General features: G+C 66.2%; 22 protein-coding genes. 12 read left to right on the top strand and 10 right to left on the bottom strand.

All coding sequences use genetic code 11. The features are described from left to right. Positions 1 to 81: 81 nt before the first annotated feature. The 4 genes from AC0SZ7_RS29490 to AC0SZ7_RS29475 all read right to left on the bottom strand — a co-directional run bounded on the left by AC0SZ7_RS29490 (position 82) and on the right by AC0SZ7_RS29475 (position 4,170). Complete coding sequence (locus AC0SZ7_RS29490; protein ID WP_475507510.1) at positions 82 to 951, bottom strand: sulfurtransferase; 870 nt, start codon at positions 949 to 951, stop codon at positions 82 to 84. Further along, positions 948 to 2,072, bottom strand: coding sequence for a phosphotransferase enzyme family protein (locus AC0SZ7_RS29485; protein ID WP_475507509.1), 1,125 nt, complete (start codon positions 2,070 to 2,072; stop codon positions 948 to 950). The genes AC0SZ7_RS29490 and AC0SZ7_RS29485 overlap by 4 nt, the downstream gene beginning before the upstream one ends. Continuing rightward, positions 2,069 to 2,989 carry an ABC transporter substrate-binding protein gene (locus AC0SZ7_RS29480; protein ID WP_475507508.1) on the bottom strand — a complete coding sequence of 307 codons (921 nt, stop codon included), beginning with the start codon at positions 2,987 to 2,989 and terminating at the stop codon, positions 2,069 to 2,071. Before AC0SZ7_RS29480 ends, AC0SZ7_RS29485 begins: the two co-directional genes overlap by 4 nt. A 113-nt stretch (positions 2,990 to 3,102) precedes the next feature. Then, positions 3,103 to 4,170 (bottom strand): LacI family DNA-binding transcriptional regulator, encoded by a 1,068-nt coding sequence (locus AC0SZ7_RS29475; protein WP_475507507.1) that lies wholly within the window; start codon positions 4,168 to 4,170, stop codon positions 3,103 to 3,105. Here AC0SZ7_RS29475 and AC0SZ7_RS29470 point away from each other — a divergent pair. The 3 genes from AC0SZ7_RS29470 to AC0SZ7_RS29460 are packed head-to-tail and all read left to right on the top strand — an operon-like array spanning position 4,151 to position 6,977. After that, positions 4,151 to 4,441: a hypothetical protein gene (locus tag AC0SZ7_RS29470; protein ID WP_475507506.1), complete on the top strand. Its 291-nt coding sequence runs from the start codon at positions 4,151 to 4,153 to the stop codon at positions 4,439 to 4,441. The genes AC0SZ7_RS29475 and AC0SZ7_RS29470 overlap by 20 nt on opposite strands. Further along, complete coding sequence (locus AC0SZ7_RS29465; protein WP_475507505.1) at positions 4,438 to 5,802, top strand: MFS transporter; 1,365 nt, start codon at positions 4,438 to 4,440, stop codon at positions 5,800 to 5,802. Before AC0SZ7_RS29470 ends, AC0SZ7_RS29465 begins: the two co-directional genes overlap by 4 nt. A 14-nt stretch (positions 5,803 to 5,816) precedes the next feature. Further along, positions 5,817 to 6,977 (top strand): L-talarate/galactarate dehydratase, encoded by a 1,161-nt coding sequence (locus AC0SZ7_RS29460; RefSeq protein ID WP_475507504.1) that lies wholly within the window; start codon positions 5,817 to 5,819, stop codon positions 6,975 to 6,977. Between the two features lie 181 nt (positions 6,978 to 7,158). Here AC0SZ7_RS29460 and AC0SZ7_RS29455 read toward each other — a convergent pair whose 3' ends face one another. Continuing rightward, positions 7,159 to 8,094: a LysR family transcriptional regulator gene (locus AC0SZ7_RS29455; RefSeq protein ID WP_475507503.1), complete on the bottom strand. Its 936-nt coding sequence runs from the start codon at positions 8,092 to 8,094 to the stop codon at positions 7,159 to 7,161. A gap of 124 nt (positions 8,095 to 8,218) precedes the next feature. On the opposite strand from AC0SZ7_RS29455, the gene AC0SZ7_RS29450 reads away from it, so the two are divergent. Beyond that, entirely contained in the window at positions 8,219 to 9,718 is a 1,500-nt protein-coding gene (locus tag AC0SZ7_RS29450) for a CoA-acylating methylmalonate-semialdehyde dehydrogenase (protein WP_475507502.1), read from the top strand. 10 nt (positions 9,719 to 9,728) lie between these two features. Here the strand turns inward: AC0SZ7_RS29450 and AC0SZ7_RS29445 are convergent, their stop codons facing one another. Continuing rightward, positions 9,729 to 10,730, bottom strand: coding sequence for a LacI family DNA-binding transcriptional regulator (locus tag AC0SZ7_RS29445; RefSeq protein WP_475507501.1), 1,002 nt, complete (start codon positions 10,728 to 10,730; stop codon positions 9,729 to 9,731). Positions 10,731 to 11,107: 377 nt separating this feature from the next. On the opposite strand from AC0SZ7_RS29445, the gene AC0SZ7_RS29440 reads away from it, so the two are divergent. Beyond that, entirely contained in the window at positions 11,108 to 13,513 is a 2,406-nt protein-coding gene (locus tag AC0SZ7_RS29440) for a membrane-bound PQQ-dependent dehydrogenase, glucose/quinate/shikimate family (protein ID WP_475507500.1), read from the top strand. A 142-nt stretch (positions 13,514 to 13,655) separates the two neighbouring features. Here AC0SZ7_RS29440 and AC0SZ7_RS29435 read toward each other — a convergent pair whose 3' ends face one another. Next, on the bottom strand, positions 13,656 to 14,300 hold the full coding sequence (locus tag AC0SZ7_RS29435) for a TetR/AcrR family transcriptional regulator (RefSeq protein ID WP_475507499.1): 645 nt from the start codon (positions 14,298 to 14,300) through the stop codon (positions 13,656 to 13,658). 214 nt (positions 14,301 to 14,514) lie between these two features. Between AC0SZ7_RS29435 and AC0SZ7_RS29430 the strand changes: the two genes are divergently transcribed. From AC0SZ7_RS29430 to AC0SZ7_RS29400, 7 genes are all read left to right on the top strand, one after another. After that, entirely contained in the window at positions 14,515 to 15,633 is a 1,119-nt protein-coding gene (locus AC0SZ7_RS29430) for an FAD-dependent monooxygenase (RefSeq protein ID WP_475507498.1), read from the top strand. 40 nt (positions 15,634 to 15,673) lie between these two features. Then, a complete protein-coding gene (locus AC0SZ7_RS29425; protein WP_475507497.1) occupies positions 15,674 to 16,978 on the top strand; it encodes a Rieske 2Fe-2S domain-containing protein in 1,305 nt (434 codons plus the stop codon). Positions 16,979 to 17,052: 74 nt separating this feature from the next. Continuing rightward, entirely contained in the window at positions 17,053 to 18,036 is a 984-nt protein-coding gene (locus AC0SZ7_RS29420) for an ABC transporter substrate-binding protein (protein WP_475507517.1), read from the top strand. An 83-nt stretch (positions 18,037 to 18,119) separates the two neighbouring features. Beyond that, complete coding sequence (locus tag AC0SZ7_RS29415; protein WP_475507496.1) at positions 18,120 to 19,460, top strand: OprD family porin; 1,341 nt, start codon at positions 18,120 to 18,122, stop codon at positions 19,458 to 19,460. Between the two features lie 512 nt (positions 19,461 to 19,972). Further along, on the top strand, positions 19,973 to 21,325 hold the full coding sequence (locus tag AC0SZ7_RS29410; protein ID WP_475507495.1) for a carbohydrate porin: 1,353 nt from the start codon (positions 19,973 to 19,975) through the stop codon (positions 21,323 to 21,325). Between the two features lie 104 nt (positions 21,326 to 21,429). Then, positions 21,430 to 22,128, top strand: coding sequence for an AzlC family ABC transporter permease (locus AC0SZ7_RS29405; protein WP_475507494.1), 699 nt, complete (start codon positions 21,430 to 21,432; stop codon positions 22,126 to 22,128). Beyond that, complete coding sequence (locus AC0SZ7_RS29400) at positions 22,125 to 22,436, top strand: AzlD domain-containing protein (protein ID WP_475507493.1); 312 nt, start codon at positions 22,125 to 22,127, stop codon at positions 22,434 to 22,436. The genes AC0SZ7_RS29405 and AC0SZ7_RS29400 overlap by 4 nt, the downstream gene beginning before the upstream one ends. A 209-nt stretch (positions 22,437 to 22,645) precedes the next feature. Here AC0SZ7_RS29400 and AC0SZ7_RS29395 read toward each other — a convergent pair whose 3' ends face one another. From AC0SZ7_RS29395 to AC0SZ7_RS29385, 3 genes are all read right to left on the bottom strand, one after another. Next, complete coding sequence (locus AC0SZ7_RS29395; protein WP_475507492.1) at positions 22,646 to 23,125, bottom strand: DUF2938 family protein; 480 nt, start codon at positions 23,123 to 23,125, stop codon at positions 22,646 to 22,648. A 57-nt stretch (positions 23,126 to 23,182) separates the two neighbouring features. Then, on the bottom strand, positions 23,183 to 25,138 hold the full coding sequence (locus AC0SZ7_RS29390; RefSeq protein ID WP_475507491.1) for a DNA topoisomerase III: 1,956 nt from the start codon (positions 25,136 to 25,138) through the stop codon (positions 23,183 to 23,185). A 502-nt stretch (positions 25,139 to 25,640) separates the two neighbouring features. Continuing rightward, complete coding sequence (locus AC0SZ7_RS29385) at positions 25,641 to 26,237, bottom strand: TetR/AcrR family transcriptional regulator (protein WP_475507490.1); 597 nt, start codon at positions 26,235 to 26,237, stop codon at positions 25,641 to 25,643. Between the last annotated feature and the right edge of the window lie 60 nt (positions 26,238 to 26,297).

Here is a 26,297-nt window from a genome sequence, read left to right as displayed (position 1 = left end):
CATGATTTTTTTTGGGTGCAGGCTACCCTGCGCGGGGCCGTAAAGCCACGCGCATGGGTCATTACCTGACCTATTGGTTTTTCAGGCCGGAGCTGCTCCGGTAGTCATTGGCAAGGCGGGGTCGGCGCTCCATTGCTGCAGCGAGCCGTCAAACAGGGTGACATCGTGGCGCCTCAGCAACGCCAGGGCAAAGGCTGTGGCCGCGGCGGAAATACCGCCGCCGCAGTACAACAGCAAGGGGTCGGGCAGGGCATCCACCGCCAGCGCCTGGCGTAGCAGCGGGGCCGGGTGGTAGCGCCCGCTGGCGTCGAATAGCTGCCGCGCGGGCCGGTTGCGGCTGTTGGGAATGTGCCCACGGCGGCTGTAGCGGGTGGCGGCGGTGCCTTCGAACACGGCCTGGCCCAGCGCGCAGATCAGGTGCCCGGGCAGGCTGCCATCGCTTACCGCGCGCACCTGCGCAAGGCTGGCCCAGTAGCCGGGTTGCGCGTGCAAGGTCACTGGCGCTGCGGCCCCGGGGCTGCTGGTAGCGCCGCTGGCCAATGGCAGGCCGGCCTGGCGCCAGGCATTCAGGCCACCGTCCAGAACCGCCGCTGCCAGGCCCACGCTGCGCAGCATCCACCACAACCGCGCCGCCCAGAAACCGTCAGTGCGGTCGTAGATCACCACGCGGCGCTGCGGGCCGATGCCAAGGGCCTGCAACTGGCTAGCCAGTTGCGGCAGCGGCGGCATGGCAAAGCTATAGCTGGCCTGGGCGTCGTGCAGGCGTTCAAGCAGGTCGGCGTGGCGGGCGCCGGGAATGTGCTCGGCGCGCCAGCCGGGCTCGCCGCTGCAGGCCTGGTAATCACCGTCGAAACGCGGCGCGCGCAGGTCCACGGTGGCGTCCAGCACCACCAGGTCACCGGCGTGCAGGTGTTCTGCCAGCCAGGCAGGGTCTACCAGCAAGGTGTTCATGACCCGCTCCGCAAATGTTCGATCAGGCGCTGGCCTTCGCTGCCCTGGAACCACAGCGCATGGCGCAACAGGTAGGCGTCCCAGGCGATGTCGGCGCTGGCGCGGTCGTCGAGGATGCCGGCGAAGTATTCGGTTTCGGATATGGCGAAATCGGCGTGCACCAGCGGCAACCAGGCCACCAGTGCCTGCAGGTCGGCCCTGGACAGCGGGCGCACGCTGGCGTAGCCGGCCAGCAGCGCATCTACCGTGGCCAGGTCGGCGCGGGCCACGCCGCCTGCGTCCAGGTCCAGCCAGGGGATGGCGTTGCGTTCCAGCGCGGTGGCCAGGTCGTACAGCGCGAACGTGCGGTCGCACAGGCCGAAGTCGAGCACGCTGCGCACCTCGCCGTCGGCCCACAGCAGGTTCGAGGCGTGCCAGTCGTTGTGGGTCCACAGCGGCGCTTGCGTGGCCAGGTGCGGCAACAGGGCGGCATGGGCGGGCAGCAAGGCGTGGGCCAGTTCGCTGCGCCAGTCGCGGCCGGCCAGGTAGCCGCTCAGCGCGGCGCTGTTGGCTACCTGCTGCGCCAGCACGGCCAATGGCTCGGGCTGGGTGAAGGCGTGGCAGCGGCTGGTGAGCACGCAGGCCTGGCGCGGCGCAGCGTCGAAACCTGCCGCTGCCAGGTGCAGACGGGCCAGCGCCGTGCCGGCGGCGTGGGCATGGGCCAGGCTGTGGAACGGCGACCAGGACTGCGCGTCGCGGTACAGGTCGTCACCCGGTGAGCGCGCGTGCACCTCGTAGGTCCACTGCCCGTGGGCGACAGCCGTGGCGCCGTGGCTGTTCACCTGCACGTCCGGGGCGGGTACGCCATGGCGGCGCAGGTGCTGGATGAAACGGTGTTCCTCCGCAAGCCAAGGCTGCGAGCGTACCTGATGGAAGTGGCGTTTGACGAACCACTCGCCGTGCGCGGTGCTGATCAGCGCGGCGGCGGAGAAGGGCCGCGGGCTGTGCCAGTCGATGTGCTGCAAGGTGCCCAGCTGCGGGTACTGGGCCAGCAGTGGCTGCAACTCGGCCTCGGTCAACGGCGCCCATACCGGCGCCACCACCTCGCCGGCCAGGCCGTGGCTGTGCAGCAGTTGGCTCATCGCGCCTCCCCGGGCAGGTAGTCGTTGGTGGTGGCGTTGGCCCAGGCATCGGGCTGCGTCAGGATGCCATGCTGGTGCAGCCAGTGGGCATAGGGTTCCAGCAGCGCCTGGCGCTGCTGGCCAAACCGGCCCTGGTGCAGCCAGGTGGGGGCAATGTGGCTCAGCGAATGCTCGATCAGGGCGCCGGGGAAATAGGGAATCACCCGCTCGTACGCCTGGCGCGCCAGTTGCGGTTCGGCAGCCACGCTTTCGAAGCCGCGCGCGGTGGTGGCGAGGAAGGCGCGCAGCACCTGCGGGTTGGCGTCGATCCAGTCCTCGCGGGCGCCCAGCAGGTAGCTGTGGTAGGCCGGTGCGCCCCAGTGGCTGACGCGGTGCACCACCCGGCGTTCGGCTGCCACCGGGCTGTCCATCAGCGCCTCCCAGGCCCAGTAGCCACCGAAGCTGGCATCGGCCACGCCGGCAGCCAGTTCCTCGGGGCGCAGCTCGCGGGCGCCGGCATCGACGATGATGACCGCATCCGGGTCGCCACCGTCCTGGCGCACCAGGTCGCGCACCATGGCCAGCCCGCGCGGGGTAGGGTTCATGGCCAGGCGCTTGCCCATCAGGTCGCGGGGGCGCTGGATGGCGAATTCGCGCAGGGTCTGGAAAGCTTCCAAACCGTCATGGTTGATGGCCGCCACGCCCTTCAACGGCTGGCCCTGGTCGCGGCGCACCAGCAGGCGGTTGCTGGGGAACACGCTCAACTGTACCGCGCCGTCCAGCAGGTGCTGCAGGCTGTCGCCACGCTCGGGGTCGGGCACGCACAGCTCCACGTCCAGGCCGGCGTCGGCGTACCAACCGCGTTCGCGCGCCAGGTAGAAACCCGCCGAGTTCGGCCAGGGGTGGAAGTATTCGAGCATGATCCGCAGTGGCAGCATGAAGGGGAAGGCCTTGTTCGGTGTGAAGTGATGGCCTTTTATAATCGGGTATTTGGTATATACCAAATACCGAATGGGTCTATGCTTAGGTCGTCGGACGCAACCTTCGGCCTCTACCTGATATCGCGCGTGCTCTGCCGGTCGATAATGCTGAACCCGGTATCAATGCACACCGGCGCCACTGCTTCGGCGCCGGGCGTGGCGCGCAGCCGTGCCAACAGGGCGTCGGCCACCTGCTGGCCGATCAACGCGCCGTTCACTTGTACGGTGGACAATGGCGGGTGCACGTGGGCGGCGCTGCTCAGGTCGCCGAAGCCCATCACCGCCAAATCCTCCGGCACACGGATGCCACGGCTGGCTGCTTCGGCCAGCACGCCCTGAGCGATGGTGTCCGAGCTGCACACCACCACCTGTGGGGTGTGGCCCTGGTCCAGCAGGCCCTGCAGGCCCAGGCGGCCGGAGGCCAGGGTGGCGGGGGCGGGCAGTATCTGGGTGGGGGTGTGAGTGATGCCGTGGGCCTGCAACTCCGCCTTCAGGCTGGCCACACGACGCAGCCCGCGCGGGTCGTCGAGGGTCACCACGGCGAAGCGCTGGTAGCCTTTGCCCAGCAGGTTGCGGGCAATGCCCACGCCCACCTGTTCGTGAGAGAAACCCACCAGCATGTCGATGGGCGCCTCACCCAGGTCCCAGGCTTCCACCACCGGAATGCGCGCCGAAGCCAGGCGCTGGCGGCTGGCCTCGGTGTGCAGGGTGCCGGTCAGCACGATGCCGTCGGGGCGCCGCCCCAGCACGGCTTCCAGCAGCGCCTCTTCCTGCTCGGCGCTATAACCGGTGAGGCCGATCAAGGTCTGGTAGCCGGCGGTGGTGAGGCGGTCCATCACCGCCTGCACCGTGTCGGCAAAGATCGAGTTGGCGATGGTGGGCAGGAAAATCGCCACCAGGCGGCTCTTGTTGGTGGCCAGCCCGCCGGCCAGCATGTTCGGCACATAGCCCATGGCCCGCGCGGCCTCGCGCACCTTGTCGCGGGTACGCTCGCTGACCAGCTCGGGGCGGTGCAGGGCGCGTGACACGGTGATGGGCGAGACCCCGGCCACACGCGCCACGTCGATCAGGGTGTAGCCGGGCACGCCGGCGGCGCCGCTGGCGGAAAGTGAAAGGTCCTTGTTCGACTTCTTGGCCATCGAGGGGGCGGGTTCCAGCGTGGGAGAGGCCGCTATCTTACCTTGTGGCGACAGGTTTGTATGGGCTGCACAGGCGTTGAAGGTCATCATACCTCTTCGTCGGAATGGCTTGAATGATTGCGCAATCAGTGTAAGCTCAGGTGCAGTGGCTACAGGCACCCCGGTGCAGGTGGCCGTTTTTATCGATGGAAATGATTGCGCAATCATTGATGTATCAAAGGAGCTTGCACCGATCCACCGCACCACTCACAACAAGGAAAATAACAAGTGAACCCAGCCACGCCCCCCATCGCCAGGACTCGCGTCCGCTACCTGATCCTGAGCCTGATTTTCATCGTCACGGTGTTCAACTACGTCGACCGCGCCACGCTGTCCATCGCCGCCCCGAGCATGCGCGGCGACCTGGGCTTCGACGCCATGACCATGGGCATCGCCTTTTCCGCCTTCGGGTGGGCCTACACCTCCATGCAACTGCCGGGCGGGGTGATCCTCGACCGCTACGGCTCGCGGGTGGTGCTGGGCGCCAGCCTGATCCTGTGGTCCACACTGACCTTCCTGCAGGGCTACGTGGACTATTTCGCCTCGGCGTTCCTGGTGCTGTTCGGCCTGCGCTTTTTGATGGGCGTGGCTGAGGCCCCGGCGTTCCCGGCCAACAACCGCCTCACGGTGATGTGGTTCCCGCGCCAGGAGCGTGGCCTGGCCACGGCAGTGTTCCAGTCGGCGCAATACTTTGCCCTGGCCGCGTTCACGCCATTGATGGTGTGGCTGGTCAGCACCTGGGGCTGGCAGCATGTGTTCTGGGTCACCGGGCTTGCGGGTATTTTCATCGGCCTGCTGTGGTTCCGCCTGGTGCGCGAGCCGCGCAAGGACCACCGCGTCAACCAGGCCGAAATCGACTACATCGAGGCCGGCGGCGGCCTGCCCACCATCGGCGACGTGAAAACCCCGTTCAGCTGGCGGCGCGTCAAGGCCATCGGCGCCAACCGCATGATGGCCGGCATCTACCTGGGCCAGTTCTGCCTCACCTCCATCACCTGGTTCTTCCTGACCTGGTTCCCCACCTACCTGATCGAAGCCAAGGGCATGACCCTGCTCAAGGTCGGCCTGGTGGCGGCCATCCCGCCCGTCGCAGGCTGCCTGGGCGGGGTGGTGGGCGGCGTGTGGTCTGACTGGATGCTGCGCAAGGGCTTCAGCCTCACCGCCGCGCGCAAGACCCCGATCATTTGCGGCCTGCTGCTGTCCAGCAGCATCGTCGTCGCCAACTACAGCGCCTCGCTCACCGTGGTGATTGCAGTGATGTCCCTGGCGTTCTTCGCCAAGGGTGTCGGCAACCTGGGCTGGTGCATCGTCGGCGACGTGTCACCGGCGCGGGCCATGGGCATCAGCGGCGCCATGTTCAACTTCTGCGGCAACCTGGCCAGCATTGTCACGCCCATTGCCATCGGCGTGATGATCAACCAGCTGGGCTCCTTCGACGTGGCGCTGATGTACGTGGCCGCCATGGGCCTGCTGGGGGCCTTTGCCTACCTGTTCATCGTCGGGCCGCTCAAACGCCTGGAGCTCGACGATTGTGCCGAACCGCAGGCCCAGGCCACGCCTGTGGCAACTCCCGATTCCTTCCTGTCCCGCTAACAAGGAGAGCGTTCATGCTCACACAACAACAAGACCTGCCCACGGGTGATGACGACGCCATTGCCTGGGTGCGCGTGTCCTCGGTGTTCCTGCCGCTGGCCAATCCCATCAGCGACGCCAAGGTGCTCACCGGCCGGCAGAAGCCGATGACCGAGATCGCCATGCTGTTCGCCGAGATCGAGACCAGGGATGGCCACCGCGGCCTGGGCTTCAGCTATTCGAAGCGGGCAGGGGGGCCGGGCCAGTTTGCCCACGCCCAGGAGATCGCCCCGGCGCTGCTCGGTGAAAACCCCAGTGACATCGCCAAGCTGTGGACCAAGCTGTGCTGGGCCGGCGCTTCGGTGGGCCGCAGCGGCCTGTCCACGCAAGCCATCGGCGCTTTCGACGTGGCCCTGTGGGACCTCAAGGCCAAGCGCGCCAACCTGTCGCTGGCGCGCCTGCTGGGTGCCCAGCGCGACAGCGTGCGCTGCTACAACACTTCGGGCGGCTTCCTGCACACGCCGCTGGACCAGTTGCTGAAGAACACCGACCTGTCGCGTGAAAAGGGCATCGGCGGCATCAAGCTCAAGGTCGGCCAGCCGGACTGCGCCATCGATATCGAGCGCGTCAGCACCGTGCGCCGCCACCTGGGCGACAAATTTCCGCTGATGGTCGACGCCAACCAGCAGTGGGACCGGCCCACCGCCCAGCGCATGTGCCGGCAGTTCGAGCAGTACAACCTGATCTGGATCGAGGAGCCGCTGGACTGCTACGACGCCGAAGGCCATGCCGCCCTGGCGCAGCAGTTCGACACGCCCATCGCCACCGGCGAGATGCTGACCAGCGTGGCCGAGCACGCCGAGTTCATCAAGCTGCGCGGCGCCGACTTCCTGATGCCCGATGCGCCGCGCGTGGGCGGCATAACCCCGTACTTGAAGGTGGCCGCCATGGCCGAGCAGGCCGGGCTGATGCTGGCGCCGCATTTCGCCATGGAGCTGCACGTGCACCTGGCCGCCGCCTACCCGACCGAGCCGTGGGTGGAGCATTTCGAGTGGCTGGAACCGCTGTTCAACGAGCGCCTGGAAACCCGCGACGGCCGCATGCTGGTGCCCAAGCGCCCGGGCCTGGGGCTGAGCCTGAGCGAGCAGGTCAAGGCCTGGACCGCCCAGCAGGTGGAGGTCGGCAAGCGGCCCTGAGTGCCTGTGCCGTGCCTGCTGAAGCGTGGCGCCTGTAACGCGTTCTCAGGTCTTGAAACCGCGTTGCCTGCATCGCGGTTTCAAGACAGTTGCTGCTACATACTGTGGGAGCTGGCTTGCCAGCGAGCTGTTGGGGCCCTAAAAACTCGCTGGCAAGCCAGCTCCCACAAGACAGTCGCTGCTACGGGCTGGCGGTGAACCCGCCCGCCAGCCGCGCCTTGAGGTACGCCACCAACGCCGTCACCGACTTCGGCACATGCGGCGAATACGGCCGTATCAGGTAGATCTCGTTGGCGAAGGCACCTTTCAGCGTCCAGTCCTTGAGCACGTGCACCAGCGTCCCGGCGTTCAGGGCCGCCTGGGCGCTGAAGTCGGGCAGCAGGGCGATGCCCAAATGGTTGAGGGCGGCGTCGCGCAGGGCCTCGCTGTTGTTGGTGGCGAAGCTGCCGGCAATCGGCACGGTCATGCGCTCGCCGCCCTTGTTGTGTTCAAAGGTCCAGGCCGGCTGGTCGCTGCCGCGCGGGTAGTACAGGCAATTGTGCCCGGCCAGCGCTTCGGGATCGCGGGGCTGGCCTTCGCGCTGCAGGTAATCGCGGGTGGCCACCAGCACCGAATGGGTGTCGCACAGCTTCCACGCCACATGGGTCTCGGGCACCTGGAAGCCGTGACGCACGGCCAGGTCGTAGCCTTCGGCGGCCAACGAACTCAGGGCGTCGGACACGTCCAGTTGAATGCGCACCTGCGGGTACTGGCGCAGGAACCCCGACAGGTGCGGCACCAATTGCTGGCGGGCGAATGCCACCGGCGCGGTCAGGCGCACCAGGCCGCGAATCTCGCCGGCTGAGTCACGTACCGAGGAAAAGCTGCGGGCAATGTGCTCGTAGGCGCTGCGCACCTCACGGGTAAGCGACTGGCCAGCGTCAGTCAGGCGTACGCTGCGCGTGGTGCGGGTGACCAGGCGGGTGCCGGTGGCCTTTTCCAGGTCGCTGATGCGCTGGCTGACGGCCGACTTGCTCACGCCCAACCGCGCGGCAGCGGCGGTGTAGGTGCCGTGTTCCTCCAGCACCGACAGCCAGTGGATGTGCGTCCACAAGCCTTCGATCTCGGACTTTTCCATGGGGTTATTGTTCGCCTGTGTGGACAATAAGTTCTGGATTCTGCTCTGGTCTGGAACAAAGTGAAAGCCTATCGTGTGTTCAACGCGGGCTGCCAGCCTTGTCCCTCACCCAGGATCAACTGCCATGACCACCACTATCGAGCACTACATCAACGACCAGCGCGTGTCGCGCGATGACCGCTACCAGGACGTCTACAACCCGGCCACCGGCGCTGTCACCGGCCGCGTGGCGCTGGCCAGCCGGCAGACCGTCGACGAAGCCGTCGCCGCTGCCCAGGCAGCTTTCAGTGACTGGAGCGAGACCGCGCCTATCCGCCGCGCCCGCGTGCTGTTCCAGTACCTGCACCTGCTGCGCGAGCGCAAGGACGAACTGGCGCAGATCATCGTCGCCGAACACGGCAAGGTGTTCACTGACGCCCAGGGCGAAGTGGACCGCGGCATCGACATCCTCGAATTCGCCTGCGGCATCCCGCACCTGCTCAAGGGCGAGCACTCCGACCAGGTCTCGCGCGGCATGGACAACTGGACCATGCGCCAGGCGCTGGGCGTGGTGGCCGGCATCACGCCGTTCAACTTCCCGGTGATGGTGCCCATGTGGATGTACCCGATCGCCATCGCCGCCGGCAATACCTTCATTCTCAAGCCCAGCCCCACCGACCCGAGCGCCTCGTTGTTCATGGCCGAGCTGCTGCGTGAAGCGGGGCTGCCCAAGGGCGTGTTCAACGTGGTGCAGGGCGACAAGGAAGCGGTCGACGCGCTGCTGGAAAACCCTGACGTGCGCGCCATCAGCTTCGTCGGCTCCACCCCCATCGCCCAGTACATCTACGAGACCGGCGCCCGCCACGGCAAGCGCGTGCAGGGCCTGGGCGGCGCCAAGAACCACATGGTGGTGATGCCTGATGCCGATATAGACCGCACGGTCGACGCGCTGATGGGCGCCGCCTACGGCAGTGCCGGCGAGCGTTGCATGGCAATTTCCGTGGCGGTGCTGGTGGGTGACGTCGGTGACAAGGTGGTCGCCGCCTTGACCCAGCGTGCGCGCGAGCTGCGCATTACCGACGGCCGCGACCTCAAGGCCGAGATGGGCCCCATCGTTTCCCGCGCCGCCCTGGAACGCATCAAGGGCTACATCGGCCAGGGCGTGGAGGCGGGCGCGCAACTGCTGCTCGACGGCCGCGACTACACGCCGAGCGAGTCGGGGCTGGAGAACGGCTTCTGGCTGGGCGCCACGCTGTTCGACCACGTGACCCCGGAGATGAGCATCTACCGCGAGGAAATCTTCGGCCCGGTGCTGGCCTGCGTGCGCGTGCGCGATTTCGCCGAGGCGCTGCAACTGGTCAACGCCCACGAGTTCGGCAACGGCGTCAGCTGCTTCACCCGTGACGGCAACATCGCCCGCGAGTTTGCCCGGCGCATCGAGGTCGGCATGGTCGGCATCAACGTGCCTATCCCGGTGCCCATGGCCTGGCATGGTTTCGGCGGCTGGAAGAAGAGCCTGTTCGGCGACATGCACGCCTACGGCACCGAAGGCGTGCGCTTCTACACCAAGCAGAAGTCGATCATGCAGCGCTGGTCGGAAAGCATCGAGCAGGGCGCCGAGTTCGCCATGCCCGTCTCCAAATGAGCCACTAGCGTCAGGCGGCCGGGGCCGTGGTGGATCTGCGCACCACCATGGTCACCGGCATGATGCGTTGGCGCGCCACCCCCTTGCCGCCTTGCAGAATGGCCTTCAGCGCCGCCACCGAGGCCTTGGCCTGCTGGTCGCAGTCCTGGCGGATGGTGGACAGCGAGAACACCTCTGTCCCGGCATCGGGAATATCATCGAAACCGATCACCGACACGTCCTCCGGCACCGACAGCCCCATGCTTTTCAGGCGGTCGATGGCGCCCAGGGCGATGCAGTCGTTGGAGGCGAAAATAGCCGTGGGCCGCTGGCCCTCGGCGAACGCCAGGTCCACGCCACGTCGCCCGGAGGCGGCGTCATGGAAGCCGGGAAACGACACCGGCACCAGCCCGGCGGCTTCCATTACTTCGCTGTAGACCTTGGTGCGCTGGCGCGCCGAGGCTTCGATGCTGCTGCCGCCCAGGTTGACGATACGCCGGTGCCCCAGCGCCAGCAGGTGCGCCATGGCCTGGCGCACGCCGGACTCGTCGTCCACGGCAATGGTGGTGACGCGGGGGTGGTTGATGCGTTTGCTGCCGATGTACACGCAGGGCATCTGCTCGGCAATGTCGGCGATGGCCCTGGTGGTGTGGTGCGTGCCGATCATCACCACGCCGGTGGCGCGCAGGCGCAGCAGGCGGTCGGCGATGACGTTGGGGTTTTCGGCGGCGCGCAGGGACGTCACCGGGTCAAAACCGGCGTCGGTCAATTCGCGGTCCACGGCTTCGGCCAGCTGGATGTGGAAGGGGTTCTTCAGGTCGCCAATCACCAGGCCGACGATGGAGGAGCGCGCCGAGGCCAGGCTGCGCGCCGCCAGGTTAGGCTGGTAGTTGAGCTGGGCGGCGATGGCGTCGACGTGCTTGCGGGTTTCGGCGCGCACGCCCTGGCCGCCGCTCAGGGCCCGGGACACTTGCGCGCGGCTCAGGCCGGCAGCGGCGGCGACGTCGTCCAGGGTGAAGAAATTCTTACTCATGGGGCAGGGGGCTTCACGGTCATTGTCGCGGGCATGATACCTATTTCCACGGGCTCTGCGGATGCCAGGGCAGGGCGAAGCAGGATTCATGAATGATGATAATTGTTCTCTTTTGTTATGTGGCGTATTGACGCAGTGAATGCCCGCCCATAGACTCGCCGCCATTCAGCAGCTGGCAAACAGCCATATTTTTCATGTGGTTATCGCCGGCGAGCTGATTTTTTTGCGACAAAAAATGGAAGCGCTTCCATAAATTTCGGCCTTGAGATGCTTGGTTCAGGGCCTTCGGGAAAATCAATTCTTCAAGGGTGCGGCGGGGTTGTCCGCAGGCGCCGTGGGCGCGGCTGCGCCTCTTGAACCTCGAAACGGGAATATTTATGCGAGCGAGACAAATCGTGCCCATCGCCATCGGCCTGATACTGGCGGTGCTGGGGCTGGCGGTGTTGGCAGGCGGCGGCAAGCTGGCGTCCCTGGGCGGCAGTTGGTACTACCTGCTGGCCGGTGCGCTGATGGTGGCGTGCGGCGTGGCGCTGGTACGCCGCAAGGTGGTGGCCGCCTGGCTGGGCCTGGCGTTGCTGGCCGTGACCCTGGTGTGGTCGCTGTGGGAAGTGGGCTTCGACTTCTGGCAGCTGGTGCCGCGGCTGATGACCTTCATCGTCATTGCCCTGGTGGTTACCCTGCTGGTGCCACTGCTGGACGGCAACCGCCGCCTGCTCACCGCTGGCCCGCGCACCGGCATCTCGCTGGCGCTGTTCGCCAGCGTCGCCGGCATCGCCTACGGCATGTTCCAGCCGCACCCCACCGTGGTGGCCGAGCCTGGCGCCACCGCCAAGGTCATCGCGCCGGACGCCGGCAAGGCCGACGGCAATGACTGGACCGCCTACGGGCGCAACACCCATGGCGAGCGCTTTGCCCCGTTCGAGCAGATCAACAAGGCCAACGTCAAGGACTTGCAGGTGGCCTGGACCTTCCACACCGGCGACATGGCCATCAACGGCGCCGAGTACCAGGGCACGCCGCTGAAGGTCGACGACACCGTGTACCTGTGCTCGCCGCTGAACAACGTGTTCGCGCTGGACCCGGTCACCGGCCAGCAGAAGTGGAAGTTCGACGCCCACATCAAGGAAACCCCGTCCAACAAGGGGTGGAAACGTTGCCGCGGCGTGGGTTACTACGACGCCGACAAGGCCACCGCCAGCGCTGCCCAGGCCGCGCCTGCCGCGGCCCCCGCGCAGCCCGCCGAGTGCCGCCGCCGCATCGTCACCACCACCGTCGACGCGCGCCTGCTGGAGCTGGACGCCGACACCGGCAAGCTGTGCGACAGCTTTGGTGACCACGGCGTGGTCGACCTGTTGAAAGGCATCGGCCCCAACACCGACGGCTCCTACTACCTGACTTCGGCGCCGCTGGTGGCCGGTGATGTGGTAGTGGTAGGCGGCAAGATCAACGACAACCTGAAGACCGACGAGCCTTCGGGCGTGACCCGCGGCTTCGACGTGCGCACCGGCGAGCTGCTGTGGGCCTGGGATGCACGCAACCCCAAGCGCGGCGTGCCGCTGCCTGATGGCGAGCTGTACCCCAAGGAGTCGCCGAACTTCTGGGGCACCGCCGCCTATGACGACAAACTGGGCCTGGTGTACATCCCCACCGGCAACCAGACCCCCGACTTCTGGAACGGCAACCGTCACGAAGGCTCGGACGAATACAACGACTCCATCGTGGCCATCGACGTGAAAACCGGCGTCGACAAGTGGCACTTCCGCACCGCCAACCACGACATGTTCGACTACGACGTGTCGGCGCAACCGATCCTCTACGACCTGCCGGGCAAGGATGGCACCACCACGCCGGTGATCATCGCCATGACCAAGCGCGGGCAGATCTTCGTGCTCGACCGCCGCGACGGCAAACCGGTGTTCTCGGTGGAAGAGCGCGCGGTGGCCACCGATGGCATGCCGGGCATGCACATCTCGCCCACCCAGCCGTACTCGCAACTGTCGGTAGGCGCCGAGCGCCTGAAAGAGTCGGACATGTGGGGCGCCACCGTGTTTGACCAGCTGATGTGCCGCATCGACTTCAAGGAAATGCGTTGGGAAGGCGAGTTCACGCCAATCACCGACGGCCAGCGCACGCTGATCTACCCAGGCTACTACGGTGGCATCAACTGGGGCGGCGGCGCCATCGACGCCTCCACCGGCACGCTGATCGTCAACGACATCCGCATGGCGCAGTGGGGCCGCTTCATCAAGCGTGAAGAAGCCGCCCGCGTCGGCCTGAAGCCGAGCACCGAGGGTGAGTACTCCGAACAGCTGGGCACGCCATGGGGCGTCGAGCGCTCGATGTTCGTCTCGCCGTTGGGCGTGCCGTGCTTCAAGCCGCCGTTCGGCACCATGACCGCCATCGACCTCACCACCGGCAAGACCAAGTGGCAAGTGCCGATGGGCAGCATCCAGGACGCGCCGGTGCACGGCATCGTGCCGGGCGTGAACATGCCGCTGGGCATGCCGACCATGGGTGGCCCGCTGGTGACCAAGGGCGGCCTGACCTTCTTCCATGGCACCCTGGACTACTACATCCGCGCGCTGGACAACGACAGCGGCAAGGAACTGTGGCGCGGCCGCCTGCCCGTAGGCGGGCAGGGCGCACCGATGTCCTATGTGGCACGTGACGGCAAGCAGTACGTGGTAATCACCGTCGGCGGCGCTACGCGTACCGGCACCAACGACAACCGTGGCGACTACATTATTGCCTACGCGTTGCCGGGGGCGGTGAAAGGGCAGTAACCCTTATAGTTGCAAGCACCAGAACAGGGAGGCACCGCAAGGTCGCCTCCCTTTTTTTGCTTCTTGTGGGAGCTGGCTTGCCAGCGAGCTTTTATGGCCCCAACAGCTCGCTGGCAAGCCAGCTCCCACAAAGACACCGCTGCTACGGGGCCGCGCCGATACCGCGCAACAACAACCCCGTCAGAAACCGCGAATACTGCTCGGCCAACGCTTCATCGCTGCTGCCGGTAAACAGCACCCCGAACAACGGCTGGGCCGTGGCGAAGAAGGTGCACGCGCCCACCAGGGCGACGTGCAGCATGCGCGCGTCAATCACCGGCAAGCCCGGTGCAGGCGGGCGGGCCTCAAGGATCGCCGCGCTCAGCGCCACACCGCGCTGGGCAATCAGGTCCAGCACCGCGCCGGGCTCGGGGTCGTCGCCCTGGTAGATCTCGCGCAGCACCATCTGCACGAAGTGCGGGTTCTGCCGGCCGATGTCGATGATCAGCCGAATGCGCCCGTACAGCATGGTCTCGATGCCCTGGCCTTCGGCCAACGCCTGGGCGCCCAGCTGCGTCACGTCCATCAGGTGCAGGGTGGCGGCGCGCAGCAGGCCGTCCTTGCCACCGAAGTAGTAGCGGATCAGCGCCGGGTCGACATTCACCTGCCGGGCAATGTCCAGCAGTGTCAGGTCGGTGGGGGCGATAGTGCGCAACAGGCCAAGGGTGGCTTCGATCAGGCCTTCCCGGCCGATGGCGGCGGTGTGGGCAGGGCGCCCGCGTCGTTTCTTTTCAGGTGAAGTGTCCATGGGCGGCAATCATACCCCGTGGGAACACCTTTTTGGGTAGCGCAGTGACAACGCGCAGCATCGTGGTGCATGCCGTGTTTCACCGGTGGATGTTTCGCCCGTGGAACCGGTTAATCGATTGAAAAATAACGTATTTACATTAATTCCTTAAAAAAGGAATTAATGGCATTCATTCTGCATTGCTGCTCCCGTCAACCAGAAAGGAGCAGTACCCATGAAAATTGCCATCATCGGTGCCGGCATCGGCGGCCTGTGCGCCGCCATAGCCCTGCAGCGCGCCGGCCACCACGTCAGCGTCTACGAACAGGCCCAGGCCTTCATGCGCGTGGGCGCCGACATCAACCTGACCCCCAACGCCGTGCGCGCTCTCGACGGCCTGGGCGTGGGCGCCGCCGTGCGTGAGCCGGCCGCGCGCCCCAGCCACCGTATCAGCCGCCTGTGGGACAGCGGCGAGGAAACCTCGCGCCTGGCCATGGGCGACAGCGCCGAGCAGCAGTACGGCGCACCGCAACTGACCATCCACCGCGCCGACCTGCTGGCCGCCCTGGCCGGTGCCTTTCCGCTTGAGCACGTACAGTTCGCCAAGCGCTGCGAAACCATCGCGCAGGATGCCGCCGGCGTGACCCTGACCTTTGTCGACGGCACCCAGGCCCAGGTCGACCTGGTGATTGGCGCCGACGGCATTCATTCGGCGGTGCGCACGGCGATGTTCGGCGCCGAGCAGCCGCGCTTCACCGGCGTGGTGGCTTACCGCGCCGTGGTGCCCGCGCACAAGCTGGCCCACGTGCCGGACCTGCAGGCCTTCACCAAATGGTGGGGCCCCAACCCCGAAAGCCAGATCGTCACCTTCCCGCTGAACCGTGGCCGCGACATCTTCATTTTCGCCACCACCGCCCAGGCCACCTGGCACCTGGAAAGCTGGACCACCCGCGGCAGTGTCAGCGAACTGCAAAGCGCCTACGAAGGTTTCCACCCCGATGCCGTGGCCTTGCTCACGGCCTGCGACGAAGTGCTCAAGACCGCCCTGTACGAGCGCGACCCGCTACCGCACTGGACCCAGGGCCGCCTGGCGCTGCTGGGCGACGCCTGCCACCCGATGATGCCGTTCATGGCCCAGGGCGCCGGCCAGGCCATCGAGGATGCGGTGGTGCTGGCCCGCGCCTTGAGCCTGCCGGACACAGACCTTGCCAGCGCGCTGCACACCTACCAGCAGGCGCGGCTGCAACGCGCCAGCCAGATCCAGATCGGCTCGCGCGGCAACCAGTGGCTCAAGGCCGGCGGCAACGCCGACTGGGTCTACGGCTACGACGCCTGGAACGTTGCGCTGGGTTGAACCACGGCCATCCACCTGCACCCCCTGATGAGGCATTCCCATGCTCAGTGAAGAAAAGAACAAGACCCTGACCCAGGTCGGCCCGGGCACCCCCATGGGCGATTACCTGCGCCGCTACTGGCAACCCATCGCCGGCGAAAGCGAGTTCGACGACAAGGCCATCAAGACCCTCACCCTGATGGGCGAAGACCTGGTGCTGTACAAGGACCTGAGCGGCACCTACGGCCTGATGGACCGCCGCTGCCCGCACCGCAACGCCGATATGTCCTACGGCTACGTGGAGCAGACGGGCCTGCGCTGCAGTTACCATGGCTGGCAATTCGACCAGGGCGGCGGCTGCCTGCACCAGCCCTACGAGGACACCTGCGACCCCAGCGGGCGCATGCGCAACAAGACCAGAATCAAGGCCTACCCGGTGGTGGCCAAGGCCGGCCTGTTGTGGGCCTACCTGGGCCCGGCACCGGCGCCGCAGCTGCCCGATTGGGAGCTGTTCAACTACAAGAACGGCTTTGCCCAGGTTGTCTGCGCCGAGATCCCGTGCAACTGGTTCCAGTGCCAGGAAAACTCCATCGACCCGGTGCACTTCGAATGGACCCACAACAACTGGACGTTGCGCCAGCAGAGCGATGACGTCGACTACGTGCCCACCCACCTGCAATTGGCGTTCGACGAATTCGAACACGGTTTCGTCTACCGCCGCCTGCGCGAGGGCGAGGCCCAGGACGACGTGATGTGGAACGTCGGCCGCGTGACCCTGTGGCCCAATGGCTTCTACCTGGGCCACCACTTCGAATGGCGCGTGCCCATCGATGACTACCGCACCCTCAGCATCCTGTGGGTGTTCAGCCGCGTGCCCAGCGAACAGGAACCCTACGTCCAGGAAAAAATCCCCACCTGGTACGGGCCCATCAAGGACCCGGTCACCGGCCGCTGGATCACCAGCCATGTGGCCAACCAGGACTTCGTGGTGTGGGTGGGGCAGGGCGAGATCACCGACCGCACCCGCGAACACCTGGGCCAGAGCGACCGCGGCATCGTGATGATGCGCCGGCGGTTCTTCGAGGAACTGGACGCGCTGCGCGAAGACCCTGCGCACGTGCCCAAGGGCCTGATCCTCGACCCTGCGCAGAACCGCAACGTGTTCCTGCCCTCGGCCTGCCGCGACGAACTGATCAAGGGCCTGCCGCGCGAGCAGCTGGCCGCGCACCCGTTGCTGGGGCCGTACCTCAAGGACTTCTTCGGCCAGGCCGGCCAGCCGCCGCACGTGCGCGCCGCCTATGAAGCGGCGGTGGGGCAGCCCATGCAGGGCGCGGAATTCTTCGTCGTGCATGGCAGCCGCCGCTAATGCCTGCAGGTTCCCGGGCCGCCCCGGGAACCCTCCAACTTCCTCAACCAAAGGTGTACTTCATGAAGCGTCTGATGCGTTGGTGTCTGTCTGCGTTGCTGATATCCCCTGTGCTCTTGCCCATGGCCCAGGCCGAGGTGCAGGACGTCACCTTCCTGATGCCCGCGCCGCCGAACCTGCCCGGTTTCGCGCCGTGGATCATCGCCCAACAGAAGGGCTACTATGCCCAGCTTGGCCTGCGGGTCAATTGGGTGACCGCCAAGGGCGGCGTCGACGTGGCCAAGCAGGTGGGCGCCGGCAATGCCCTGTTTGGCGCCGCCAGCGGTGACGTGCCCATTGTGGTGCGCGCCAACGGCGTGCCGGTGCGCAACGTCGCGGTGCTGGGCACCCACGGCTACACATTGCTGGCCACCGATGCCGCGCAGCACATCGGCGGCATCGAGCAACTGCGCGGCAAGACGGTCACGGTCATGTCCTATTCCGACTCGCTGTACTACGCCTTGCTGGCGTCGTTGCGCAAGGCCGGCATCAACAAAGACGAGGTCAACATCCAGGCGGCAGGGCCGGCCGGCGTGTGGCAGTTGCTGGCCGAAGGCAAGGCCGATGCCATGGCCGGCTCGCCGGACTGGGTGGTGAACGCCGAGGAGGCCGGGCGCACGCTGCAGCTGATTCCCCAGGCGCAGATGTTCGACGGCATGGCCCAGTCGATCCTGGCCTCCGATGCCGCCATCGCCCAGCACCCCGAGCTGGTGCAGAAGATGGTCACCGCCACCCTGATGGGCCTGCGCGACATTCTCCAGGACCCGGCCCAGGCGGCGAAAACCTTCGCGGCTGCGGTGCCGGCGTACCAGGGCAAGGAGCACAAGGTGGAGCAGATCCTGGCGCTGTACACCCAGTACGTCTACGGCCAGCAGCAGCAGCTGGGGGAGATCGAGCCGGCGCGGGTGGCCCAGGCGGTGGATTTCTTCAGCAGCGAAGGCATCGTCAAGGCAACGCTGCCCACCGATGACTACTTCACCAACCGCTTCATCGGGGCGCTGCCAACGCAACAGCCCTGAGCGTCACCGCGTTCTCCATTCAAACCGTATCAATTCAATCATTGGGCCTGCGGCGCGCCGCAGGCCAGGCAGAGGTGTGGGCGATGGCTTTATTCAAGTGGACGATGGTGGCCGTGGGCATGGGCCTGGTAAACACCCCCGCGGTGATGGGCGCAGCGTTTGTCAGCGACCAGGCGCAGGCCAAGGGTTTTGTCGAGGATGCGTCGCTGAACCTGCTGCTGCGCAACTACTACTGGAACCGTGACAACCAGAACGGCGCCCCCGATGCCCGCGACTGGACCCAGGGACTGCAAGGGGTGTTCACCTCGGGGTTCACCCAGGGCACGGTGGGGGTAGGGGTGGACGCCTTCGGCTACCTGGGCCTGAAGCTATGGGCGCCGGATAAATACGCGGTGCCGGGGTACACCTCGGGCAACCTGACTGAAGGCGCCGACGGCCACCCTGATGACAGCTACGGCAAGGCCGGCGCGGCGCTGAAGGTGCGGGTGTCGAAAACCCTGCTGAAAATCGGCGACATGCAGCCCAGCACCAGCCCGGTGTTCGCCGTGGGCGGCAGCCGCCTGACGCCCGTCACCGCCAGTGGCATCCAGCTGATGAGCAGCGAAATCACCAACCTGGACCTCGAGGCTGGGCACTTCTACTCGGCCACCAGCCAGGACCAGACCAACCGCAACGGCAGCCTCTGGGCCGCCTACGCCAACCGGCCCTCCGACGCCATGGACTTCGCCGGCGGCCGTTATGCGCTGGCCGACACGCCGTGGAGCCTGGGCCTGTACGGCGCCAGGTTGCAGGACATTTGGGACCAGTACTACGCCAACCTCAACTACACCCAGGCGTTGTCCGACTCACAATCACTCGTGGTGGACTTCAATTACTACCGCACCACCGACCAGGGCGCGGCGCGGGCTGGCACTATCGACAACAACACTTTCTCGCTGTCGGCCGGCTACACCTTCCTGGCGGCCCACACCCTGACCCTGAGTTTCCAGAAAATCAACGGCGACACGCCGTTCGACTACGTGGGCACGGGCGACGACAACAAGCCTGGCGACTCCTGTTTCATCGCCAACTCGGTGCAATATTCCGACTTCAACGGCCCGGGGGAAAAGTCCTGGAAAGTGCAATACGACCTGAACATGGCGGCCTATGGCGTGCCGGGGCTGACCTTCATGACCCGCTATGTGTACGGCTACGACATTGACGGCACGCACCTGTCGCCGTCCAGTGCCTACTACGGCATGTACGGTGCCGACGAGCGCCACCATGAAACCAACATCGAGGCCAGGTACGTGATTCAGTCCGGGCCGGCGCGGGACCTGTCCATCCGTGTGCGCCAAGCCTGGCACAGCGCCACGGCGGGCGACCCGGACGGCGACGCCAACGAGTTCCGGCTGGTGCTGGATTACCCCATCTCGGTGTTCTGACCCCCGGGCGCGGCCTCGTAGCAGCAACTGTCCTGAAACCGCGTCGCCTGCATCGCGTTCGACGAGGTACACGGGGCCTCGTAGCAGCGGCGGGGCGGCCATCCGCCGTAGGCCGCGTCCGCAGCCGCCGCGCATTGGCGGGCGCACCGCGTAGAGGCCGGACGCAGCCTGGCGGCAGCTGCTACGCGGATTCGTAGCCGCTGCCGCAGGCTGCGCTGGCCCTTCTCCACGCTGAGAATGTTCAGTGCACGCCGGGACGGCTACAGCAATTGCACACGCCACACCCGTAGCAGCGGCCGCAGGCCGCGTCCGCGGTCACCACGCATCTTTCATTTTTTTATTGGTTTATTCACGGCTCGTTTACATCTTTTTGATGTCTGTTAGTTGTTGCAATTCAATGCCTTATTACTCGATGAAAGTTAGTTTAGTTTCCGTACTTGAAGTGTATGGGTGAGTTAGATTCGCATTTGCAACGTGCACCAACGACACGTCATCTTGAACGGATTTTCAGCATGCCTCGATTTAAAACGCACCTGCTTGCCCGCCCTTCAACTCTGCTGTTCACCTTGGCCGCCGCCTGTACCTGGAGCCTGGGCGCCCACGCCGACGCTGCCTTCGGCGCCGATTCGCAATGGATGACCGGCGACTGGGGCGGCACCCGCACCGACCTGCTCAACAAGGGCGTCGACATTCAGATGGCCTACCTGGGCGAGGCAGCCAGCAACCTGCATGGCGGCTATAACAAGAGCCATGCCACCCGTTACGCCGACCAGTTCACCCTGGGCGCGGCCATCGACCTGCAGAAACTGCTGGGCTGGCAAGACGCGCAGTTCATGGTGCAGCTGTCCAATACCAACGGCAGCAGCATCAACGACGACCGCATCAGCGACCCGCGCGCCGGCAGCCTGTCGGCGGCCCAGGAAATTTCCGGCAACGGCAGCACCACCCGCCTGGCCGAACTGTGGTTCAGCAAGGGCTTCCTCGACAACGCCCTGAACATCAAGGCGGGCCGCTTCGCCTTCGGCGACGACTTCGCCGTGGAAGATTGCCTGTTCGAGAACCTGGCATTCTGCGGTTCGCAGCCGGGCAACTACGTCGACAGCATCACCCAGGGCCCGGTCAGCACCTGGGCGGCGCGGGTCAAATACAGGCTGAACGACCAGGTCTACGCCCAAGTGGGCGTGTTCGACGTCAACGACTCCTACGGCGACAACGGCAACGGCTTCAAACTCAACGGCGCCGGCACCACCGGCGCGATGATCCCGGTGGAAGTGGTGTGGACGCCCACCCTGGGGCAACTGCCGGGCGAATACCACGTAGGTTACTACTACAGCACCGCCAAGGCCGACGACCTGTACAAGGACGCCAACGACCAACCTGCGGCGCTGACCGGCAACGACTACCGCCGGGACGACAGCCAGCATGGCTGGTGGCTTACCGGCAAGCAGCAACTGACCACCGCCGATGGCGACGCCGCCCGTGGGCTGGTGCTGTATGGCAACATCAGCGCCTTTGACGCGGCGACCACGGCGGTGGACAGCTACCAGAAACTTGCGCTGGTGTACAAAGGCCCGTTTGCCGCGCGGCCCACCGACACCCTGGGCCTGGGCGTGGCCCGGCTGCACGCCAGCAACCAGTACCTGAAAAACGCCAAGGCCGCCAACCAGGCCAGCGGGCTGGCCTATGAAGACGCCGACTACGTGCCCGAGCAGCACACCGAATACGACGTGGAACTGAACTACGGCGTGCAGGTGACCCCTTGGCTGAACGTGCGGCCCAACCTGCAGTACATCGTGCACCCGGGCGGTGTGCGTGAAGTGCAGAACGCCGTGGTTGCCGGGTTGCAGGTGCAGTCCACGTTCTGAGCCGGTGGTGGCATGTTCAAGTGCAAGTGCGCAATATCGTTCAAGACAACCCCGCCGCCCTCTGGCACAGTCGCTGTCCGTTTCCTGCCACTTTCAATAAGAACATGCCCAATACCCTTTTGCCGCGCCAGGCGTTCCTGCGCGGCGCCGCTGCCATCATGCCGCTGTCCCTGGCCACCGCGCCCTGGGGGCTGCTGGCCGGTTCCATGGCCATCGAGGCCAACCTCACTCCCTGGCAAGGCCAGGGCCTGTCGAGCATCGTCTTCGCTGGCGCCGCGCAATTGGTGGCCATCGGCATGCTCAAGGGCGGCGCCGGGGTGGTGTCGATCCTGCTGACCACCTTGCTGCTGACTTCCCAGCACCTGCTATACGGCATGAGCATGCGCCCGATGATCGCCGGCCTGCCGGGGCGCTGGCGCGCAGGCCTGGGTTTCCTGCTCACTGACGAGCTGTTCGCCCTGACCAGCCGCTACGACCAGCAGACCTTCAGCCGCTGGTACGCCCTGGGCGTGGGCCTGACGTTCTACGTGGCGTGGAACCTGTTCACCCTGGCTGGCATCGTGCTGGGCAGCAGCATTCCGGGCATCGAGCATCTGGGCCTGGACTTTTCCATTGCCGCCACCTTCATTGCGCTGATCACGCCAGTGGTGCGCAACGTGCCGACGCTGGTGTGCGTGGCCGTCTCGCTGTTCTGCTCGGTGCTGTTCAGCTACTGGCATTGGGGCTCGGCGCTGGTGCTGTCGGGGCTGGCGGGCATGAGCGCCGGCTTTGTCTGCAACAAACTGTGGGGGAGCCGTTCATGATCTGGGTCGTCATCATCGGCATGGGTGTGTTGGTGTTTCTCAACCGCTACGTGTTCCTGGAGCCGCGCCTGCCGGTGCGCCTGAGCAGCAACGCCCGGCAGTTCCTGGGCTTTGCGGTGCCGGGCATGCTCACCGCCATTTGCGGGCCCATTGTATTCATGCCGGACAAACAGCTGAACCTGCAGCTGGACAACCCGTACCTGATCAGCTCGGTGGTAGCGGTGGCGCTGGTGCTGTTCACCCGCAACACCTTGCTGAGCATGATCGTCAGCATGGCGTTTTTCTTTGCCCTGCGCTGGTGGCTTTAAGCGCTAAACCCCGGTCGATGTCGCGCAAGGAGCCGACGTAGCAGTAACTGTCTGTTGGGCACCTGTAGGAGCGGGCCGTGCCCGCGAAGCAGACGCCGCAGTATTTCAGGCCCTGCGCGGTGAGGCCTTCGCGGCCACGGGTCGCTCCCACAGGATGTAGCAACTGCCGCCAGGCGGCGTCCGCGACGGGCCTGCAAACGTTACAAGGATTACACCAACAGCGCCGTGCCATACAGACCGATGGCGAACACTACATGGCCCACCACGTTCAGCAAACGCGCCAGCGCCGGTTTCGGCGCGCCGGAGCAGGCGATGCCCACGCCCATGCCCGGTTGCAGGATGAACCAGCCGGCGCCCACGGTGACCAGGCCGACGACCAGCGCCGGGGCGAACGTAGGTTGCGCCGCCCACTGCACGCCCCAGATCAGTAACAGGGCGGCGGCGAAGACCATGCCGGTGACGTAGTGCATGGCCCAGCCGATGGCCAGCTCATTGGGCACCGGCGTTGATTTCGCGATGCCTTGCCGGTGCACGAAGTGGCCGCGCGGCAAGCCGGCGAACCAGCGGCCAACAAAGTGCCACGCAGGAATCGGCAGCCCCAGGGTTTTGTTCAACAGCAGGTTCCACAGGTCCAGCAGGGCGGTGGCGCCGGCGCCGATGACTACCGACAGCGCTAGAAAAGCGAGCATCAGGGGGTATCCTTTCCAAGAGTCGAAGGCCCCCGACAATAGCAGTTTTACGTCGTTTCAGGTGGCTGCGGCCTTGGGTTTGCGCGTACGCGGTGCAGCGCCCTTGGCGGCCGGTTTACGCGGCGCGCCCTTGCGTTTTTTCTTCCACGGCGCACCGCGCCCGGGTGGGCTGGCCGGGCCGCTGATGGTCAGGCTCAACCCGGCGCAGCGCTCAACCTGGCGGCTCATCCAGGCCGACTGCTTGGCCACGAACTCCTCCAGGCTCATCTCGCCGCTTTGCACCATGTCCAGTGCCTGCTCCCAGATGGCCGTGGTGCCCGGGTCGGCGATGGCCCGGGGCACGGCGTCGATCAGGCTGAAGGCAGCGGGCGTGGCGTTCAGCGCCTTGCCGTTCTTGTTCAGGTAGCCGCGGTCGATCAGGCCCTGGATGATGCCGGCGCGGGTGGCTTCGGTGCCTATGCCGGTGGTGTCCTTGAGCTTCTGCTTCAGGCGCGGGTCTTCCACCAGCTTGGCGACGTTCTTCATGGCCTTGATCAGGTCGCCTTCGGTGAACGGCTTGGGCGGCTGGGTCCACAGGTCTTTCAGTGTCACGTCGCCCACTTCGTAGTCGGCGCCTTCGCGCAGCGCCGGCAGGGCCTGGGGCGCCGGTGCCTCGCGGCCCTTGCTGGGCGCAAGCGCTTCGGGCAGGGCGCGGCGCCAGCCCGGCTCGACGATGCGCTTGCCCACCGCGCGCAGGCGCTGGCCGGCGCAGTCGAAGTCGGCCTGGGTGCGGTCGAACTCGTGGTTGGGCAGGAACTGCGCCAGGTAGCGCGCGCGAATCAGCGTGTACACCGCGCGCTGCTTGCCGGCCAGGCGGCCGAGGTCGGTGCCGGCGGCGGTGGGGATGATGCCGTGGTGGGCGCTGACCTTGGCGTCGTTCCAGGCCCGCGAGCGGCGGCTGGGGTCGATGTGCTTCATGAGTTCGGCCAGCGCCGGGTCCGCGCGGCCCAGGGCGGCGATGATGCCCGGCGCCTCGCCGTGCTGGCTGTTGGGCAGGTAGCCGCAGTCGCTGCGTGGGTAGGTGATGACCTTGTACTGTTCATACAGCGCCTGGGCGATGTCCAGGGTTTCCTGGGCACCCAGGCCCAGCTTTTTCGAACACACCTCCTGCAGCGTGCCCAGGTCGAAGGGCAGGGGCGCCACTTCGCGCATGCGTTCGGTACGCAGTTTGACCAGCCGCGCCGGGGCACCGCTGCGCAGCGCCGTGGCGGCGGCCTGTGCCAGGGGTTGCTGCAGGCAGCGGCCCTGGTCGTCGCAGGCGTCTTCTGGTGGGCACCACTGGGCGGTGAAGGGCAGGCCGCGCGGGTCGAGCTGCACGTCGATGGCCCAGAACGGCGCCGGCACGAACGCGGCAATGCTGCGGTCACGGTCCACCACCAGCCGCAGGGTGGGGGTTTGCACCCGGCCCACGGGCAGCACGCCCTGGTAGCCGGACTGGCGGCCGAGCAAGGTGAACAGGCGGCTCATGTTCATGCCAATCAGCCAGTCGGCACGCGAACGGCCCAGGGCCGAGTGGTACAGGCTGAAGGTTTCGGCGCCCGGCTTCAACGCTGCCAGGGCCTTGCGGATGGAGGCGTCGTCCAGCGCCGACAGCCACAGGCGCTGCACCGGGCCCCGGTAGCGGCAGTGCTCCAGCAGCTCGCGGGCGATCATCTCGCCCTCGCGGTCGGCGTCGGTGGCAATGACCAGCTCGCGTGCCTCGCCCAGCAGGCGCTTGACCGCCTTGAACTGGCTGGCGGTCTTGGGCTTGACCAGCATCTTCCACTTTTCCGGCACGATGGGCAGGTCGGCCAGCACCCAGCGCTTGTAGCGCTCGTCGTAGGCGTCGGGCGGCGCGGTTTCCAGCAGGTGGCCGATGCACCAGGTCACCGTCACGTCGGTCCCCACCCAGCAACCGTCCCCGCGCCGGTTGGCGCCGAGCACCTTGGCGATATCCTTGGCCTGGGAGGGTTTTTCGCAGAGGTAGAGGCGCATGGCCGTGGCTGTCTTCAGTGGCGGTCGAGTTGCATAGGATGGGGAAACCCTGCGCGTCAGGCAAGCAAAATCTGTATGGATATACAGCATCTTGTTGCCGTGCCGCTGAGCAGGCGACGCGAATCCGTCAGGCCATGGCACGGTGCAACAAATGTAGCACCGGCCCATAGGCCGGGTCGCGCCGCGCGGGCGGCGCTCGATTTCGGACGCGCCGAAAGACTCCCGACATCCACCGGCAAGCCACCCCACCATCCCCGGCTGTGCACCTCGCATCCACACCGAGGATCTTCTGCGCACACCCGGGCCAGCGCAGCCTTGCGGCAGCGGCTACGGGGATTGTGGGGTGAATTCGATGGGTTCGGCGCGAGATAGCGTCGGGGCTCGCGAGCGCATGTCTGGAGAGGTTTGGCGCTCGTGGGATCGAGCGCCGCCCGCGCGGCGCGACCCGGCCTGCGGCCGGTGCTACATTTGTTGCACCGTGCCATGGCCTGAAGGATAGGCGTCACCCCTTCACCCACAACCCCTTCACCCACAACCCCTCGCACAACAACCCCGCGCAATACCGCGCATTGGCGCGGCGCGTATCGGCGTCCACCGTCTCGCGCGCCATCTGGTCGACCATGCCGACAAAACACTTGCCGATCATGTCCGCCGGAATATCGGTGCGGAACAGGCCTATCTGCTGTTCCTTGGCGATGTTGCTGCCGATCCAGCTGGCCATGCCGGCCTTGGTGAGGGTGCAGCCGGGCGGCTGGAAGAAGCCGATCTGGGTCAGGTCGGGGTCCTGGGCCAGGAAGTCGAAGAAGCGCAGGAAACTGGTGGCCACGCTGTCCAGCAGCTCGGCGGGGTGCAGGGCGGTCTTGATCAGCATGGTGCTGATCAGCGCTTCCAGGCGGCGGCGGAACTCGCCGACCAGTTCTTCGTAGGCGGCTTCCTTGCTGTCGAAATAACTATAGAAGGTGGGCTGGGTCAGGCCGCTGGCCTTGACGATGTCGCTGACCTTGGTTTCGTGAAAGCCACGCCGGGCGAACTCGGCGGCGGCGGCACTGCGCAGGCGGGCGTGGGTCTGTTCGCCCTTGGTGAGGGTAGGGGTGGACATGGCGGTTCCGGCAGGGAAATTTTACTTGTGAGTAATGTTACTCAAGAGTAGCCTTTTTGA

The organism is Pseudomonas sp. JC1203 (assembly GCF_056175065.1).
Note: the sequence above shows the minus strand (reverse complement) of the source record. Positions and strands in the feature narration are given on the sequence as shown.